Here is a 16,033-nt window from a genome sequence, read left to right on the forward strand (position 1 = left end):
ATTATGGAACATTTAGAATTATTTTTTAAATCCATTTTCGTAGATAATATGGTATTTGCCTATTTCTTGGGAATGTGTTCTTACTTAGCTGTATCTAAAAAGGTAAGTACAGCAGTAGGTCTAGGGGCTGCGGTAATATTTGTATTAACCGTTACCGTGCCTTTAAACTGGTTGTTAGACCAGTATATTTTACAAGAAGGTGCGCTTACATGGTTGGGCCCAGAATATGCAGATTATGACTTGAGTTTCTTATCGTTTATTTTATTTATTGCTACCATAGCAACCATGGTTCAATTGGTAGAAATAATCGTTGAGAAATTTTCACCTTCACTTTATAACTCTTTAGGAATTTTCTTGCCGTTAATCGCCGTTAACTGTGCAATTTTAGGGGGTTCTTTGTTTATGCAATCCAGAGACATTGCTTCTATAGATTTAGCTTTGAACTATGGTTTTAGTAGTGGTATTGGTTGGTTCTTGGCAATTGTAGCTATTGCTGCAATTCGTGAGAAAATTAGATATAGTAACGTTCCCGCTCCACTTCGTGGTCTTGGGATTACCTTTATTATTACTGGTTTAATGGCTATTGGCTTTATGAGCTTTGGTGGTATGTTAACTGGTGGTGATGAAGAAACTACTTCTTTAGAGCCAAGTCAAGAGAATAGCGTAGGTATGCTTGAAGAAGAAAAAGAAAATACTAACCCAACTGCTGAAACCTTAGTGGTGTCAGATTTAAACAACCAAGAATAGTATGTTTTTAGCAAGTACAATTGGCGTAGTAGTTGCCACCGTAGTAGCTTTTTTAGTTTTAATTCTACTGCTTGTCGCATTACTACTTTTTACAAAACAAAAATTATCGCCTTCTGGTCCGGTTACTATAACCATTAATGATGAGAAGAAGATAGAGGTAGATTCTGGAGGAACCTTATTATCTACCTTAGGTAAAGAAAAAATATTCTTACCTTCTGCTTGTGGTGGTGGTGGTACATGTATACAATGCGAATGCCATGTTTTAGAAGGTGGTGGTGAAGCCCTGCCTACTGAGACGCCTCACTTTACTCGAAAAGAATTGCAAGAAGGAGCAAGACTCTCTTGCCAAGTAAAGGTAAAACAAGATATGAATATCCATATACCAGAAGAGGTGTTCGGAATTAAGAAATGGGAGGCAACCGTAGTGCGTAACTACAATGTAGCCTCATTTATTAAGGAGTTTGTAGTGGAGATTCCTGAGGATATGAACTATAAAGCTGGAGGGTATATTCAAATTGAGATTCCTCCTTGTGAAATCAATTATAAAGATATTGATATCACAGCTCACCCAGAAGAGCATGAAACTCCAGACAAGTTCCAAGAGGAGTGGGATAAGTTTGGTTTATGGCCATTGGTGATGAAAAATACAGAAACCGTAGAAAGAGCTTACTCTATGGCTTCTTACCCAGCCGAAGGGAGAGAAATTATGCTTAACGTGCGTATTGCTACGCCACCTTGGGATCGTGCCAAAAATCAATGGATGAATGTAAATCCTGGTGTGGCTTCAAGTTATATATTTAACTGTAAAAAAGGAGATAAAGTAACTATCTCAGGTCCTTATGGTGAATTCTTTATCAACGAATCTGAAGCAGAAATGCTTTATGTAGGTGGTGGAGCCGGTATGGCACCTATGCGATCGCATTTATATCATCTTTTCAAGACCTTAAAGACAGGAAGAAAAGTAACGTATTGGTATGGAGGTAGATCTAAACGAGAGTTATTCTACATTGAGCATTTTAGAGAATTAGAACGCGATTTCCCGAACTTTAAGTTTTACTTAGCCTTGTCTGAACCTTTAGAAGAGGATAATTGGAAGGTAAAAGAAGATATTCATGCTGAAGGGGATGGGTTTGTAGGATTTATTCACCAAGTAGTAATAGATCAATACTTATCAAAACATGATGAGCCAGAAGAAATTGAATTGTATTTCTGTGGACCACCGTTAATGAACCAAGCGGTTCAAAAAATGGGAGAAGACTTCGGTATTCCAGATGAGAATATCAGATTTGATGATTTTGGTGGATAAACCATCATTAATAATGTATATAAAGCCTTTTCATTTAATTGAAAAGGCTTTTTTTATACCAAAAGACTAGTCTTTTTCGGTTGATAATCTAAAAGTTCTTCAATGCGAAGTAAATTAGGCTCATGATCGAGTTTGCATAAATACTTGATCACCGCTTCTAATCCATAAAACAAATCATCTTGATTATAACTAAATTTTCCATTTGCTTCAAATCTTAGCCGTTTTAAAAACACAGCTTCTATATCAAGCAATTCTTGAGGGGTAAAGCCCTCAAACCTTCTTCCAAGTAATTGATTTACCCTCCCTACATAACTCAAATTCCCTTCTCCTATGCTATCGCTGAAATCGGCCCAGAAATCGGCTTGATTTAAGATATTGCCCACCGCACATTTACAGTGGCAATTAGGATGTAATTCTCCTTTATGAAAAGCAGTATATAATCTATTTATCGCTTTCTCTGTTCTTCTCTTAAATGCCATTTATCATTTTTACTTTTAAGATAAATAAAAATCATAAAATACTGATAATTAGAAGGTTGTTTTAACACTTTCTTTATTTTGGTTCAGGTTTTTACATTGAGCAAAATGTAGTATTTTTGGGGTATGAAAGAAGAACTAACAGAACAAGAATTGCATCAACTTGCTATGAATATAGTAGGAAAAGATTTAGAAAAACAAGGATTTGAATTTTTAGCGGTTAATTCTAAATTAAAAAAGAACCCACAATTTGTTATTCAAAAGGAAAAACAAATGAGCTTTGTGGTTGTTCGGGCAATTTGTCATCCACAAAAAGTTTCTGAAATGGATAAGGAACTTATGCAAAAAGTAAAGGATCACGCTGTAAAGTTTGAGGCCGACACTTATTATGCACCTGTTGGTCTTGGGCATGGTGATGACTTTGAACGACCCGTGGTCAAAGACGAAGCATATAGTTTGCTTTATCCTGGTATAAAAAAAGTATGAGGTATATATATTTATTTTTGATTTGCTTGTTTGCCGCTTGTCAAGCACCACAACAAGAAGAATTTGTCATTTCTGGAGATGCTTTTGGCACTCGATACTACATCAATACACAAAAAAAAGCAGTAGAAAAATCCCAAATTGATAGTATTATAAATCGAGTTAATCAATCGGTTAGTACTTATTTGGAAACTAGCGATATTTCACGCGTGAATAAAGGGGATAGTACTATAGTGGTTGATTTTATCTTTACGGAAGTATTTAAACTTTCGAAGAGAATTCACCAAGAAACCGATGGTTATTTTGATCCCACTGTTGGCGCCCTAAGAAATGCTTATGGATTTGGAACCAGTCCGGCATTAAACGACCTTTCGCAACATACAATAGATTCTTTGTTGATGTTAACAGGTTTTGAAAAAATAAGCTTAACAGAACAAAATCAAATCCGTAAAGTAAATCCCAATATCTATATTGATTTTAATGCTATTGCCAAAGGCTACGGTATTGATCTCATCGCTGATTTTTTGAACCAACAAGGCATCGAAAATTATTTGGTTGAGCTTGGTGGTGAAATTGTTTCGCGTGGTATAAATTTAAACAAAAATGCCGGTTGGATAGTTGGCGTAGAGGGAATAGATTCTGATTTAGATAATAGGAGCTATCAATATAAACTCAAACTTAAAAATGAAGCCTTGGCCTCTTCTGGCAATTATCGAAAATTTTGGGTAGATAGCCTTAGCGGAAAAAAATATGTGCATACCATAAATCCTAGAACTGGTCAAGCAAAAACTACGCAAGTGACCAGCGCATCAATAATCGCAGCAAATTGCGCCAAAGCCGATGCGTACGCTACAAGTGTAATGGCAATGGGAAAAAAGAAAGCACTATCTTTTCTTAAGCAGGAGAACGGCATAAAGGCTGCTTACTTCACTTATATCGATAGTTTAGGCAAACAAAGGGAGTATATGACCCAATCGTTTAAAGAGCGCTTGGTGAATTGATTATTTATAAACCAAGGGTAAAATCTCGTTGGGATCTAAGCAGAATCTCTGTACTTCGCCAATGCTTAATTGCTGCGCATAGTGAACAGGTTTTACCTTGAAGCCGACCTTAGACAATCTGTCAAAATAATCTTTGCCGTAAACACGAACATGGTCATATTGTCCAAAAATTTCAGCTCTCTTTTTCGGGTCGGTTATGGTGTCGTCTTCAAAAGTTTTTTCCCTATAAATATCTTGTGGTACCTGAAGAATAGCGAAACCACCGGTTTTTAAAACACGATATATTTCTTTCATCGCTTTAATATCATCAGGAATATGTTCTAGTACGTGATTACAAAAAATAACTTCAAAGTGATCATCAGGAAACGGTAGATTACATATGTCGGCTTTAACATCGGCTAGAGGAGACTCTAAATCGGTTGTAGTGTAATTTAAATGCGGTAATTTTCTAAATCGATGATAAAAGGCCTGCTCGGGAGCCACGTGCAACATTTTTCGAGGCAAACTAAAAAAATCAGTTTCGCGTTTGAGGTAAAGCCATAGTAATCTGTGGCGTTCTAAAGATAATGTAGATGGCGATAGAACATTTGCTCGGGTTTTTCCATATCCATAAGGTAAAAATCGTCTGAATGATTTACCATCTATGGGATCTGTAAAGGTCGAGCCTCTTAAAAGAATACTCAAAAACGGCTGGGCTACATAACTTGCTTTGATAAGTAGCGGTCTAGGAACGTTATTGAGTATCCATTTAATCATTGTTTTTTAGGCTTTAGTGGTATTAGTTACTTTCTTAAATTCGTTTTCTTCTTCACTACTAATACCTAAGGCTTCATAAATATAGTCAAAGGTAGATAATAACTGTGGCTTACCATCAACTAAAGCCACATCATGCTCAAAGTGAGCACTTGGCAATCCGTCTTTGGTAAGTATCGTCCAGCCATCTTTTAATTGGATAATCCTTTTACTCCCCATATTTATCATAGGTTCTATGGCCACAACCATTCCTTCTACAAATTTTTTGCCGCGTCCTCTTCTTCCATAGTTAGGCATCTCTGGGTCTTCGTGCATCGTTTTTCCTATTCCATGGCCTACCAATTCGCGTACTACGCCATACCCGTGTTTTTCTGCATAGTTTTGAATCGCATAGCCTACATCGCCAACGCGATTGCCTATTTTGAATTCTCTTATGCCTTGGTATAGCGACTCTTTAGTTACTTGCAGTAATTTTTCGACCTCTGGGCTTACTTCACCTACTTTAAACGTGTAGGCGTGGTCGCCATAATAACCATTTTTCACCGCTCCGCAATCTATAGAAATGATATCACCTTCCTTTAAAGGCTCGTCATTGGGTATTCCATGAACCACTTGCGCATTGGGACTCATACAAAGTGTGTTGGGAAAATCATATAAGCCCAAAAATCCTGGCACAGCATCTTGTGAGCGAATATACTCTTCGGCTATTTTATCTAATTCTAAGGTGGTTACACCGGGCTTTACGTAATCTGCTAGTACACCAAGTGTTCTGGAAACCACTAAGGCACTTTCACGCATTAACTCAATTTCTTCTTTGCTTTTTGGTATAATCATATTTTATTTCTTTAAAAAAGAAAACCATCCTTTATTTTTTTTACGGTATTGTGGTTTTTCTTTGAATAATAATTGATAAATTTCTCCCCAGCCTAAAAAACCCCCTATATTTCTGTCATCTATAAATAAGTCGGCATTTATTTTTCGACTTACTACAGCATCATATTCCTCTTCAGGAAAACTTTGGTTAACCGCATAAAAAGTGAGACCGTTTTTCTCACAAAAATCGACCGCTTCCTGTAACTCTCTACCGTAGCGGTAGGTCCATAAAATCAATCGATGTCCTTTTTTTTGTAGTTTTTTTAAGGTTTCAAAGGCAAACATTTTAGGTTTGCCTATACCAGGGTATTTATTTTCTACAATGGTGCCGTCAAAATCAACGGCTATGATAAGCGATTTACTGTTGCTCATTATTTTAACGATAAGGGGTGTAATTTTGTTGGGTAACGATTTGAATGATATCTTTTATAAAATTCTCATTTGGTCTTTCAACGTATCGCCCTACTTCATTCCCAGTTTTTTTGCTGATGAAAATGAATGTAGGTACATACCTGATGTTGAATTTTTGCTCAATGCCTTCACTTGTCTTTTTCATCCGGTTAACCGCATAAATTTTAAAATCTTCTGATTCAAAGTCAACTTCGTCGAGTAATTTTATAAGTTTAGGGTACTCTCTCTTACTATCTGGGCACCAAGTTCCAATAAAACCAATAATTTCATATTTCTTAAGGTGCTTTTTAAGTGTTTTCTTTTCAGTTTCGCTAAGTTCAAAATTTGTATATCCAGCTTCAAACCATGCCTTATGTTTTGAACGTTTAATGTCTTCTACCTTAAAAACACCGGTAAAAGCATAATTGTTTAAGTCTTTGTAACTAGCTGTTTCTGATTGGCTTTTTTTAAATGTGGTTTTTTTAGAACTTCCACAAGACCAAAGAGCAAGCGAAACTACAAGAAGGAAGATTGTTTTTTTCATGGTGTTAATAGTGATTGTTGCGTCATTAATTCGGGTTTGTCTAATTGCATTAAGTCTAGAATAGTAGGAGCTATATCTCCCAAAATGCCGTCTTTTAATTTTTTTGATTTATTTGAAATAAGAATGCAAGGTACAGGGTTGGTAGTATGTGAGGTGTTCGGACTTCCATCCTCATTTTTCATTTTTTCACAATTCCCATGATCGGCAAGTACCAATATGTGGTAATTTTCTTTGGCAGCCTCTATTATCTTACCCATACAGGTGTCTACTGTTTCACAGGCTTTAATAGCCGCTGGCAGACTTCCCGTATGACCTACCATATCTGGATTGGCAAAATTAATGCAAAAGAAATCGATATCATTTTCTTGTATACGGTCTACTAAACTTTCAGTTAACTCAGGGGCACTCATTTCGGGTTTGAGGTCATAGGTTGCAACTTGGGGAGAGTTTACCAGTATGCGTTCCTCTCCAGGGAATGGTGTTTCTCGTCCTCCAGAGAAGAAAAAAGTAACATGCGGATATTTTTCTGTTTCGGCCGCCCGCAATTGCGTTTTGCCCATAAAAGAAAGCGCCTCACCCAGTGTGGCCTTTATATGGCCTTTTGAAAAAACTACATTAATATTTTTAAAATTATCATCATATTGAGTCATCGTCACATAATACAAAGGCAAAGGCTTCAAGTTATATTCACGATTTTCTTCTTGAGATAAAACTTGGGTCAGCTGTCTACCGCGATCGGTTCTAAAGTTAAAGAAAATAACTACATCACCTTCCTGAATGCGTGTTTCTGCTTTGTGCGCTAAGAAATGAGGCTCCAAAAATTCATCGGTGATATCATTTTTATAACTTTGATCTATTGCGCTAAGAATGTCACGTGTTAAATGGCCTTTGCCATGCACCAATAAATCATAGGCTTTTTTTATACGCTCCCAACGTTTATCTCTGTCCATTGCATAATATCGCCCAATCACAGAGGCTAATAAAGAGTTCGTTTTCTCAAGAGTAGCTTCTAAGTCCTGAATGTAAGATTTAGCTGAATGCGGATCGACATCTCGTCCATCGGTAAAGGCGTGTACCCGTTTTCGTGTTACGCCAAAACTATGCGCAGCTTCTAATAATCCTTTTAAATGATTGATATGCGAATGAACCCCGCCATCACTTAGCAAACCTAAAAAATGAATGGGTTTATCATTTTTTACGGCGTAATCAAAAGCTTGCTCAAGAACAGGCTCATCAAGAAGAGATTTATTCGCTACGGCTTTGTTTATTTTAGCTAAATCTTGATAGACAATTCTTCCTGCCCCAAGGTTAAGATGACCTACCTCGCTATTACCCATTTGGCCCGAGGGCAATCCTACGTGTTCCCCATCTGTCCTTATATTTGAAGTAGGATAGTTTTCAATTAAATGGTCAAAGCAAGGGGTTTTAGCCTGTTCAATTGCAGAAACATTTGCATCCTGTGTTTGGCCCCATCCATCTAAAATGAGTAAAATAGCTTTTTCTGACATAGTTGATGAAATTTTATACAAATTTACATAACATATATTCTAATACACTAATTATTGAGGTAAAATCAATCGGGTAAGAGTAATTCATTTACTCCTAAAACGTGCGTTTTGACGTACTGGTTGAGTAAGTCAGCGCTTAACATTTCAAAACCGCTGATGTCTTTTCTATTTAGGTAAAAATCAACCAAATCAATTTTCAAAAACTCGCTTAAATAGGCTTGACTTAAAGGTTGATAAGAAAAATGCCATGGTTCATAAGAAAAGCCAGTACGCTTTGTTTCGTTGGTGTAGGTAAGCATCCAATTGTATTTTTGGCTATGTTCATCCATCCAGCATTTTAAAGAATGATAAACACCATGGGTTTCATAGTTTTTTTGAATTAAAATTTCTTTAGGGAAGGGTTTAGTGGCATCAACGATATCAATCTCTGTTCCCCAATGATGACGAGAAGTGCCGGGTAAAGTGGAGTATTCGAGTATACGATGAATACTTGCTTCTTTGGATAGACCTTGATTAATAAGCTGATTGTATTTTTTATTCCAAATGCTTTTCTGCCTATTAAAGCTGCGGTAGCTAGATACGGCTTGGATTATTATTCCTGCTTTTCTAGCTTCTTTTTTCATACGCATAAAATCAAGATGAGCTTGCTTTCTGAGCATATGCTTACTGCCCACTAAAAGTGGCTTGCGTAAACCCAAAAGTTCTTGACTGTCTATTAACTGGCTATAAGTGATGAATGGTAAACTAGAGCTACCTGCCAATGCTATACTGGTTTTTATAAAATCACGTCTATTCAAATCAAAATACTTTTTGCATTTTGTAATGCTCACCCACATCCTTGATGGTGAATATATCGCTTGTTATTTCTGTACCAAATTTCAAATAAAACGGCACAGCATTTACACGGGCATTCCACCAAATTTTTTCGACCTTTTGTTGCTTGCAGTGATTTAAAATATGTTGCATTAAAAAATGTCCCGCTCCCGTTCTTTGGTGCTTTTTGCAAACTGCCATACCCCGTAGTTGATAACATTTACCTGTTTTATAGAACGCACTATCAGATACTAACAAAGTAGCGACACCAATGAGTTGATTCTTTGAAAAAACCCCAAAATGAAGGGTTTCTTTACACAAATCACCCTCAAATATACAATCTTGTAGCCCTAAATTTGGCCTTAAAACTTCTTGCCTTATAGGTAAAACTGCTTTGTTTGGTATGATTTTTACCTGCATTTAAGCTTTTAATTTTTGGTATTCTTCATTCTGTTCAAATTTCACCTCGGCAAAGGGGCAAAGCGGATCTATTTTTAGCTGATTTTCTTGTGCAAAACGAACGGCTTTTTCTAAAAGTTTAGAAGCAAAACCTTGGCCTTCGTGCCCTTTTTTTGTTTCGGTGTGATCAATTACAATTATATTTTGACCTTTTTTAAAATAAGAAAGTTCTGCAAGGACTCCCTTGTCACTCGGCATATAAAAAACCCCATTGGTTTCGTTTTCTCTGTGTTTAATTTTTTGCTCCATACTTATATTCTTTAAAACCTTCTAGCTAATATTTCCTTTGGTTTACACTACTTTTGGTGGTATAAAATTAATTTTTTCTTTTGCAAAGTCAAAATCTTATGTATATTTGCCCCACTTGCGGGAGTAGCTCAGTTGGTAGAGCGTCAGCCTTCCAAGCTGAATGTCGCCAGTTCGAACCTGGTCTCCCGCTCTAAATTAAATCCGCTTTAAGCGGATTTTTTTATTAGAAAATTGAGAGCCCTGTTAAACTGGTTAACTCTTCTAATGCCCGCATTCCCTTTTCAGAATTTCCGTGTTCGTTCAACGGTGGGCTCCATACCGCTACACTGTACTTGTCTGGATGAATAGCAACAATGCCGCCACCTACGCCACTTTTACCAGGTAAACCTACACGAAAGCTGAATTCTCCTGCTTCATCATAAAAACCACAAGTTTGCATAAGGGCATTGATTCGTTTGGTGCTATTTTCTTTTAGTATTTGTTTATTATTGTGTAATAAAATACCATCATTCGTAAAAACCATAAAAGCATTTGCAAGTTGTTTGCAAGACATAGCTAGCGAACATTGGTGAAAATAAAAATCTAACACCAAATCTATGTCATTGCGAATGTTTCCTAGCGCTTTCATATAATTTACAAGCGCCACATTCCTGTAACCTGTCTTTTTTTCTGAGGCAGCGACCTCTTCATCATAAGCAATACTGGTATCATTGGTTATTTCGTGTACAAAATCTAATAAAACTTGTTTTGGGTTGTCGAATGTACTTACCAGAATATCTGCAATTACCAAAGCACCTGAGTTTATAAAAGGGTTTCTAGGAACCCCTTTATCTTGTTCGAGTTGCATTAAAGAGTTAAAAGCATTACCAGAGGGTTCTACGTCTACTCGTTTCCATATGCCTTTCGCATATTTCTTGGCTAAAGCTAAGGTAAATACCTTTGAGATACTTTGTATGCTAAAGGTTTCTTGATGATCACCAAAACCAAAATTTTCACCGCTAATGCAAGCCAAATTCATGCCAAATTTATGACGGGGTACAAAAGCTAACTCTGGGATATAGTCTGCTACCTTACCTAAATCGTCATAATTTACTAAGTCTTTTTCTATAATATTTAATATGGCTTGGTAGTTCATTTATCCTAGGGTATTAAAATTAAAATCTGGCGCAATCTCCTTTGGCTTTTCATTGGGTAAAAAAAGGCGTGCATTTAGTTTTCCTTTAAGTGAGCAAGAGTCTCCTTGAATTCTTATCCAACTTCCTTCGCGCAACCCTACGACGGGTGTTGAGTTAAGGTTTAAAAACTCTAATATTCTTGTTTCGCGGGTTTCGCCTTTATGGGTGGAGTGAGGATCTGGATCTAGATAATGCGGATTTATATTAAAGTTTAAAACACCAAGAGCATCAAAGCTAGGCGGATATACTATAGGCATATCGTTGGTAGTATTTATGGTTTTACCGCATATATTGCTCCCTGCACTAGTACCTAAATAAGGCATACCTTTGAGTATCTTCTCTCTTAAAGGAGTTAATAAGTTGTTTTCGTGTAACTGTTTGGACAATAAAAAAGTATTGCCACCTCCAGTAAATATAGCTTCGGCAGATTGAATGGCTTTGGTGTAATTTTTAAATGTATGTAATCCTACAACTGTTGTGTTTTTTAAAAAAGACAAACCTTTCTTAGCTTTTTTGGTGTATTCTTCATGGGTAATACCTCCAGGTCTTGCAAAAGGTATAAACAATATAGACTTACATCCGTTAAAAAGAATTTCTAACTCGGGTTTGAGATATTCTAGGTAATCCGATCCATGAACCGTAGAAGTACTTGCAATAATACTATTCATAAGTATTTAATTTTTCATAAATTTTAGGTAAATTTATTTGATTTGGCAACTAACACAAAAGTTTATGCCTAATTTAACCTGATATTAGCTTACTTATGAAAAAAATTGTACTTCTACTTCTCCTATTATCCAGCAGCCTATACGCACAAATAGACTCGCGTGTTTTTGTAAAGGGAAAAATAATGTTAGACGATAATTTTAATTTAAATGATGTGCTTATTTACGATCTAAATACAGCTAGTGGTGTATTTACTAGTGATAATGGTGAGTTTATAATTAAAGTAGGTCTTAACGATCAGCTTTTGGTTTCATCTGTGCAATTTGAAGATTTTAAGGTTATTGTTGACCAAGGCGTAATAGATAATAAAATTATAAATATTAAGATTAAGGGCTCTGAAAATGTTTTAGAAGAAGTTACGGTAAAGCCCTATAACCTTTCGGGGGATGTAATTGCCGATGTTCAAAAAATAAGCCTTGAAGAGGTGAAGCAAGCACGACCAGATTTTAACGAGGATGCTTATACTTTTCGATATAAATTTAGACCAGATGAACAATCGGCTGTCGAGAATATAGCCATCGAAAAAAGTTACCTCACCAATGGTCTCAATTTCACAAACATGATTAAGGCAATTGTGAAAGGAAGCCGTAAAAAAGAGAATCAGAATTTAGATAAAGAACTTATGGCGCTTGAAAAAAGTCCATTTTTTCAACAATATATAGAAGTGCCAAGCGATAGAATTCCAGCGTTTATTGATTATTTAAAAAATGAAGAAACAGATAGAAAATTTTTTAAAAAAGGCAATGAATTAAATTTAATCGAGCATTTAATTGAAAAGAGTGAGGAATTCAAATTGCAACAATTAAAAAAATGATGCGTTTTTAAAGTATTGGGATAGTTTTTTAAATTCCATTTCATTAATACCTTTTTTGTTTTATGATTGCGCAAAAATTTCACCCTTTAGCATTTTTTCTGCTATTTTCTTTCAGCTATGCTTTTGCGCAATCCCAAAAGTTACGTGAAATAAAAGGGATGATCATAGCCGACTCTATTGCGCAACGTGAAGTAAATATCGTTAATTTAAACACCAAAAAGGGAGTGGTAAGTCAAGCCGACGGCCAATTTACTATTCAAGCGAAAGTAAATGATACATTGGTATTTTCTTCTTTACAATATGAGCCTTATTCATTGGTTGTAAAAGAGGCGTCTTTTGAAGAAACATTAAAAGTTTATTTGTTTCCCTTAGTCAATGAACTAGAGCAAGTTGAGGTTTCTAATATTAGTCTTGAGGGTATTTTGCAGACCGATGTGAATCAATTAGAATTAAAACCTATTTTTCGGAATGAAGATCTTGGCTTCCCTACCATTAAAAGACCCAGTTTGGCAGAACGTCGATTGTATACCGCCATGAGTAGTGGCTCGGGTCTACCGTTAGACCCTTTGTTAAATATGATTTCTGGGAGATTAAAAGTGCTTAAACGTCAAGTGGCCTATGAAAAGCTTGAGCAAAAGGTAAGTCAGGTATTCTCGCTGTTTTCACAGTATTTTTTTATTAATGACTTAGAAATACCAGAACATTTTGTCGAGGATTTTATTTATTATTGTTTAGAGTTCAGTAATTTTGAAGAAATGTTAGGTCACAAAGATAAATTGCAGATGCTAGAATTTTTCAAATCCATAAAAACGACCTATCTAAAGAGAAAAGAGATTACTGAGTGAAGCCAAAATTAATTTTTATGCCCATCATTTTGGGTTTCATTTTATTTACAAGCTTATCTAAACATAAGTTTTATGTTAGTGTTACCGATGTAATGCATAAAGAAGAGACAGGAGAGGTTCAAGTAATTAGTCGGTTGTTCGTAGATGATTTTCAATTGCTTTTACAAACTCGCTACGATAAATCTTTACGATTAACCTCAGGTGAACTTGACGAAAAAACTCAAACTTTTATTCAAAAATATTTTGATCAAAAATTTAGACTTCGCTTCAACGGTCACCCTCAGAACCTGAACTATATTGGCAGTAAGTTTGAAGATGACCGAATAGTGTGTTTTTTTGAGGGGAAGTTTGAGGGAACCATAAATGATATTAAAGTGAAAAACACTTTATTAATTGATTTATACGAAACTCAAAAAAATCTGTTTCATTTTACACGAAATGGTAATATCAATTCGCTGCTGCTGGTAAAAGAAAAACCAGAAGGGCGCATTCAAATTTAAAATTCAGCTTATGAATACTACAAACGCTATCAAAACCATTCTTATTTTTATGATTTGCATAGGTTTTGGTAATGCACAAGAGAAAAAGGAGACTCAAGAAAAAAATAGGGTAGAGGCAGGACATACCAACCAGAACAAATTTAAGCAGCTCTATGATGAATTTTCCACCCCTAATCAATACCGCACCGGTTCTGGTGCTCCAGGCGAGGCTTATTATCAAAATACAGCCGACTATGACATGGATATTCAACTAGATGACCTAAACCAAAAACTATCTGGTTTTGAAACGATTACTTATACCAACAATTCTCCCGATGAGCTAACCTATCTTTGGGTACAACTCGACCAAAATGTTAGAGGAGAAAAAGGTAAAAGTGATTTAATCAGGTCTCAAAAATTACCAGAGGTAACCCCCATGAATAGATTTGTTTCTACCTATGCTAAGCAGCCTTTTAAAGGAGGGTTTAATATAGAATCGGTTAGTCATAAAGGCAAAGCTTTACCCTATACTATTCACCAGACTATGATGCGTGTAGACTTACCAAAAGCTTTGCAGCCAGGTGATAAATTTCAATTTTCTATAAAATGGTGGTATAATCTAAACAATCATGTAACCGATGGTGGTCGATCTGGTTACGAGTATTTTGAGGAAGATGGGAACTATGCTTATGTAATTGCACAGTTTTTCCCTCGAATGGCCGTTTATAATGATGTTGAAGGCTGGCAAAACTACCAATTCTGGGGTAGTGGTGAGTTCGCCCTACCTTTTGGCGATTATAAAGTAAATATTACTGTACCTGCAGATCATATTTTGGACGCAACAGGTAAATTGAAAAACAGAAAAAAGGTTTTTAGTAAAAAAATGATCGAACGCTTTGAAAAAGCTAAAAATTCTTATGATAAACCTGTTTTCATCGTAACACAAGAAGAGGCAGAAAAGGCCGAGAAAGGTTTTTCTAAAAAAACAAAAACCTGGCAATTTGAAGCCAAACAAGTGCGTGATTTTGCGTTTGCAAGCTCGCGTAAATTTATATGGGATATGCAGGCCGTAAAAATTGGTGATAAATCGGTTATGGCGGTTTCATTATATCCCAAAGAAGGCAACCCGCTATGGGAAGAGTACTCTACAAAAGTGGTAGCTTCAACCCTTAAAAGCTATAGCCGAATGACTTTTGATTATCCTTATCATAAAGCCATTTCTGTTCACGCCAAAAGACAAGGTATGGAATATCCAATGATTTGTTGGAACTACGGTCGACCAGAAAAAGATGGCAGCTATTCAGACCGAGTGAAATTTGGAATGATAAGCGTAATTATTCATGAAATTGGGCATAATTTTTTTCCAATGATTGTAAATAGTGATGAGCGACAATGGGGTTGGATGGATGAAGGCATAAATACCTTTGTGCAATATGTAGCTGAGCAAGATTTTGCCGAAACCTATCCTAATGCTATTAAACCACTAAATAAATATCCGTCAAGAAGAGGTGATCCTGCTAAAATAGTGCCGTATATGAAAGGCAATCAAAGTTTTATTGCACCCATAATGAGTAATCCAGAGCAAGTGTATCAATTAGGGAATAACGCGTACGGTAAACCAGCAACGGCGCTTAATATTTTGAGAGAAACAGTAATGGGTAGAGAACTTTTTGATTATGCTTTTAGAACCTATTCTCAGCGATGGATGTTTAAACACCCCACACCAGAAGATTTCTTTAGAACTATGGAAGATGCTTCGAGTGTAGATTTAGACTGGTTTTGGAGAGGTTGGTTTTACACTACCGATGTGGTTGATATCGGTATTGAATCCGTAAAGAAATACTATGTAACCGATCAACCTACAGCCTCTGGAAGAACCTTTCTTCAAAACTATGGGGTGACAAATCCTAAAAACATAGATGCCTTATACGTTGTACCCGAAAATGATACCGAATTAACCAATGAGATGAAAAGTAAGACAACCCTTGAGAATGCACCGCGTTTAAAAGAGTTCTTATTAGATAACTTTACGGAAGTAGAACGTCAAGCCATTGAAGTTCCTAACTATTTTTATACCATTACTTTTGAAAAACCCGGAGGATTGGTAATGCCAATTTTAGTAACGTATACTTTTGCCGATGGCTCTGAAAAGCAAGTAACCTATCCTGCACAAATTTGGAGAAAAAATGATAGGCAGGTAAAACGTGTGATGGCTAGCCAGGTTGAACTGGTAAAAGTACAAGTAGATAAAGATCAGCTAACAGCCGATGTTAATACCACTAATAATACTTGGCCCAAAGAAAAGCAAGAAAACGAATTTGAACGCTTTAAAAAACAACAAAATTAGGCTAAAAAGCTCACTTTAACGGGTGAGCTTTTTTTATGAGAAAAT

Annotated in this window: 19 protein-coding genes and 1 tRNA gene; 9 read left to right on the forward strand and 11 right to left on the reverse strand. The window is 36.1% G+C overall.

What is annotated here, in order from left to right; genetic code table 11:
- Nucleotides 1-3: 3 nt before the first annotated feature.
- Together nqrE and nqrF are read left to right on the forward strand one after the other, a co-directional pair.
- Nucleotides 4-747 carry an NADH:ubiquinone reductase (Na(+)-transporting) subunit E gene (gene nqrE / locus ACH2AZ_RS04485; protein ID WP_379048664.1) on the forward strand — a complete coding sequence of 248 codons (744 nt, stop codon included), beginning with the start codon at nucleotides 4-6 and terminating at the stop codon, nucleotides 745-747.
- Between the two features lies 1 nt (nucleotide 748).
- Nucleotides 749-2,053, forward strand: a complete 1,305-nt coding sequence (nqrF, locus tag ACH2AZ_RS04490) for an NADH:ubiquinone reductase (Na(+)-transporting) subunit F (RefSeq protein WP_379048662.1) — start codon at nucleotides 749-751, stop codon at nucleotides 2,051-2,053.
- 53 nt (nucleotides 2,054-2,106) lie between these two features.
- On the opposite strand, the gene ACH2AZ_RS04495 is transcribed toward nqrF, so the two are convergent.
- Nucleotides 2,107-2,532, reverse strand: a complete 426-nt coding sequence (locus tag ACH2AZ_RS04495; protein ID WP_394906838.1) for a Na(+)-translocating NADH-quinone reductase subunit F — start codon at nucleotides 2,530-2,532, stop codon at nucleotides 2,107-2,109.
- Nucleotides 2,533-2,655: 123 nt separating this feature from the next.
- On the opposite strand from ACH2AZ_RS04495, the gene ACH2AZ_RS04500 reads away from it, so the two are divergent.
- The gene (locus tag ACH2AZ_RS04500; protein WP_394906839.1) at nucleotides 2,656-3,015 is read left to right on the forward strand and encodes a Na(+)-translocating NADH-quinone reductase subunit F; all 360 of its coding nucleotides are present in this window, start codon (nucleotides 2,656-2,658) and stop codon (nucleotides 3,013-3,015) included.
- Nucleotides 3,012-4,013 carry an FAD:protein FMN transferase gene (locus ACH2AZ_RS04505; protein ID WP_394906840.1) on the forward strand — a complete coding sequence of 334 codons (1,002 nt, stop codon included), beginning with the start codon at nucleotides 3,012-3,014 and terminating at the stop codon, nucleotides 4,011-4,013. The genes ACH2AZ_RS04500 and ACH2AZ_RS04505 overlap by 4 nt, the downstream gene beginning before the upstream one ends.
- Here ACH2AZ_RS04505 and ACH2AZ_RS04510 read toward each other — a convergent pair whose 3' ends face one another.
- The 8 genes from ACH2AZ_RS04510 to ACH2AZ_RS04545 form a co-directional block, all read right to left on the reverse strand.
- A complete protein-coding gene (locus ACH2AZ_RS04510) occupies nucleotides 4,014-4,769 on the reverse strand; it encodes a class I SAM-dependent methyltransferase (protein ID WP_394906841.1) in 756 nt (251 codons plus the stop codon).
- Nucleotides 4,770-4,775: 6 nt separating this feature from the next.
- On the reverse strand, nucleotides 4,776-5,600 hold the full coding sequence (gene map, locus ACH2AZ_RS04515) for a type I methionyl aminopeptidase (RefSeq protein WP_394906842.1): 825 nt from the start codon (nucleotides 5,598-5,600) through the stop codon (nucleotides 4,776-4,778).
- 3 nt (nucleotides 5,601-5,603) lie between these two features.
- Nucleotides 5,604-6,011 (reverse strand): BT0820 family HAD-type phosphatase, encoded by a 408-nt coding sequence (locus tag ACH2AZ_RS04520; RefSeq protein WP_394906843.1) that lies wholly within the window; start codon nucleotides 6,009-6,011, stop codon nucleotides 5,604-5,606.
- A 4-nt stretch (nucleotides 6,012-6,015) separates the two neighbouring features.
- Nucleotides 6,016-6,573, reverse strand: coding sequence for a TlpA family protein disulfide reductase (locus tag ACH2AZ_RS04525; protein ID WP_394906844.1), 558 nt, complete (start codon nucleotides 6,571-6,573; stop codon nucleotides 6,016-6,018).
- On the reverse strand, nucleotides 6,570-8,081 hold the full coding sequence (gene gpmI, locus ACH2AZ_RS04530) for a 2,3-bisphosphoglycerate-independent phosphoglycerate mutase (protein ID WP_394906845.1): 1,512 nt from the start codon (nucleotides 8,079-8,081) through the stop codon (nucleotides 6,570-6,572). The genes ACH2AZ_RS04525 and gpmI overlap by 4 nt, the downstream gene beginning before the upstream one ends.
- A gap of 65 nt (nucleotides 8,082-8,146) precedes the next feature.
- Complete coding sequence (locus tag ACH2AZ_RS04535; RefSeq protein WP_394906846.1) at nucleotides 8,147-8,878, reverse strand: M15 family metallopeptidase; 732 nt, start codon at nucleotides 8,876-8,878, stop codon at nucleotides 8,147-8,149.
- A gap of 1 nt (nucleotide 8,879) precedes the next feature.
- A complete protein-coding gene (locus ACH2AZ_RS04540) occupies nucleotides 8,880-9,314 on the reverse strand; it encodes a GNAT family N-acetyltransferase (protein ID WP_394906847.1) in 435 nt (144 codons plus the stop codon).
- Nucleotides 9,315-9,602 carry a GNAT family N-acetyltransferase gene (locus ACH2AZ_RS04545; RefSeq protein WP_394906848.1) on the reverse strand — a complete coding sequence of 96 codons (288 nt, stop codon included), beginning with the start codon at nucleotides 9,600-9,602 and terminating at the stop codon, nucleotides 9,315-9,317. It abuts the gene before it with no gap.
- Between the two features lie 117 nt (nucleotides 9,603-9,719).
- Here ACH2AZ_RS04545 and ACH2AZ_RS04550 point away from each other — a divergent pair.
- Nucleotides 9,720-9,792: transfer RNA gene (locus ACH2AZ_RS04550), tRNA-Gly, on the forward strand.
- Nucleotides 9,793-9,825: 33 nt separating this feature from the next.
- Here the strand turns inward: ACH2AZ_RS04550 and ACH2AZ_RS04555 are convergent.
- Nucleotides 9,826-10,737 (reverse strand): glutaminase, encoded by a 912-nt coding sequence (locus tag ACH2AZ_RS04555; RefSeq protein ID WP_394906849.1) that lies wholly within the window; start codon nucleotides 10,735-10,737, stop codon nucleotides 9,826-9,828.
- Nucleotides 10,738-11,445: a dipeptidase PepE gene (gene pepE / locus ACH2AZ_RS04560; protein WP_394906850.1), complete on the reverse strand. Its 708-nt coding sequence runs from the start codon at nucleotides 11,443-11,445 to the stop codon at nucleotides 10,738-10,740. It lies immediately after the preceding gene.
- Nucleotides 11,446-11,540: 95 nt separating this feature from the next.
- On the opposite strand from pepE, the gene ACH2AZ_RS04565 reads away from it, so the two are divergent.
- The 4 genes from ACH2AZ_RS04565 (at nucleotide 11,541) to ACH2AZ_RS04580 (ending at nucleotide 15,988) form a co-directional block, all read left to right on the forward strand.
- Nucleotides 11,541-12,317, forward strand: coding sequence for a hypothetical protein (locus ACH2AZ_RS04565; protein ID WP_394906851.1), 777 nt, complete (start codon nucleotides 11,541-11,543; stop codon nucleotides 12,315-12,317).
- Nucleotides 12,318-12,379: 62 nt separating this feature from the next.
- Nucleotides 12,380-13,162 carry a hypothetical protein gene (locus tag ACH2AZ_RS04570; RefSeq protein WP_394906852.1) on the forward strand — a complete coding sequence of 261 codons (783 nt, stop codon included), beginning with the start codon at nucleotides 12,380-12,382 and terminating at the stop codon, nucleotides 13,160-13,162.
- 17 nt (nucleotides 13,163-13,179) lie between these two features.
- The gene (locus ACH2AZ_RS04575) at nucleotides 13,180-13,662 is read left to right on the forward strand and encodes a DUF6702 family protein (RefSeq protein ID WP_394906853.1); all 483 of its coding nucleotides are present in this window, start codon (nucleotides 13,180-13,182) and stop codon (nucleotides 13,660-13,662) included.
- Between the two features lie 10 nt (nucleotides 13,663-13,672).
- Nucleotides 13,673-15,988, forward strand: coding sequence for a M1 family metallopeptidase (locus ACH2AZ_RS04580; protein ID WP_394906854.1), 2,316 nt, complete (start codon nucleotides 13,673-13,675; stop codon nucleotides 15,986-15,988).
- The last annotated feature ends 45 nt before the right edge of the window (nucleotides 15,989-16,033 follow it).

Source organism: uncultured Mesonia sp. (assembly GCA_947499595.1).
Lineage (GTDB): Bacteria > Bacteroidota > Bacteroidia > Flavobacteriales > Flavobacteriaceae > Mesonia > Mesonia sediminis.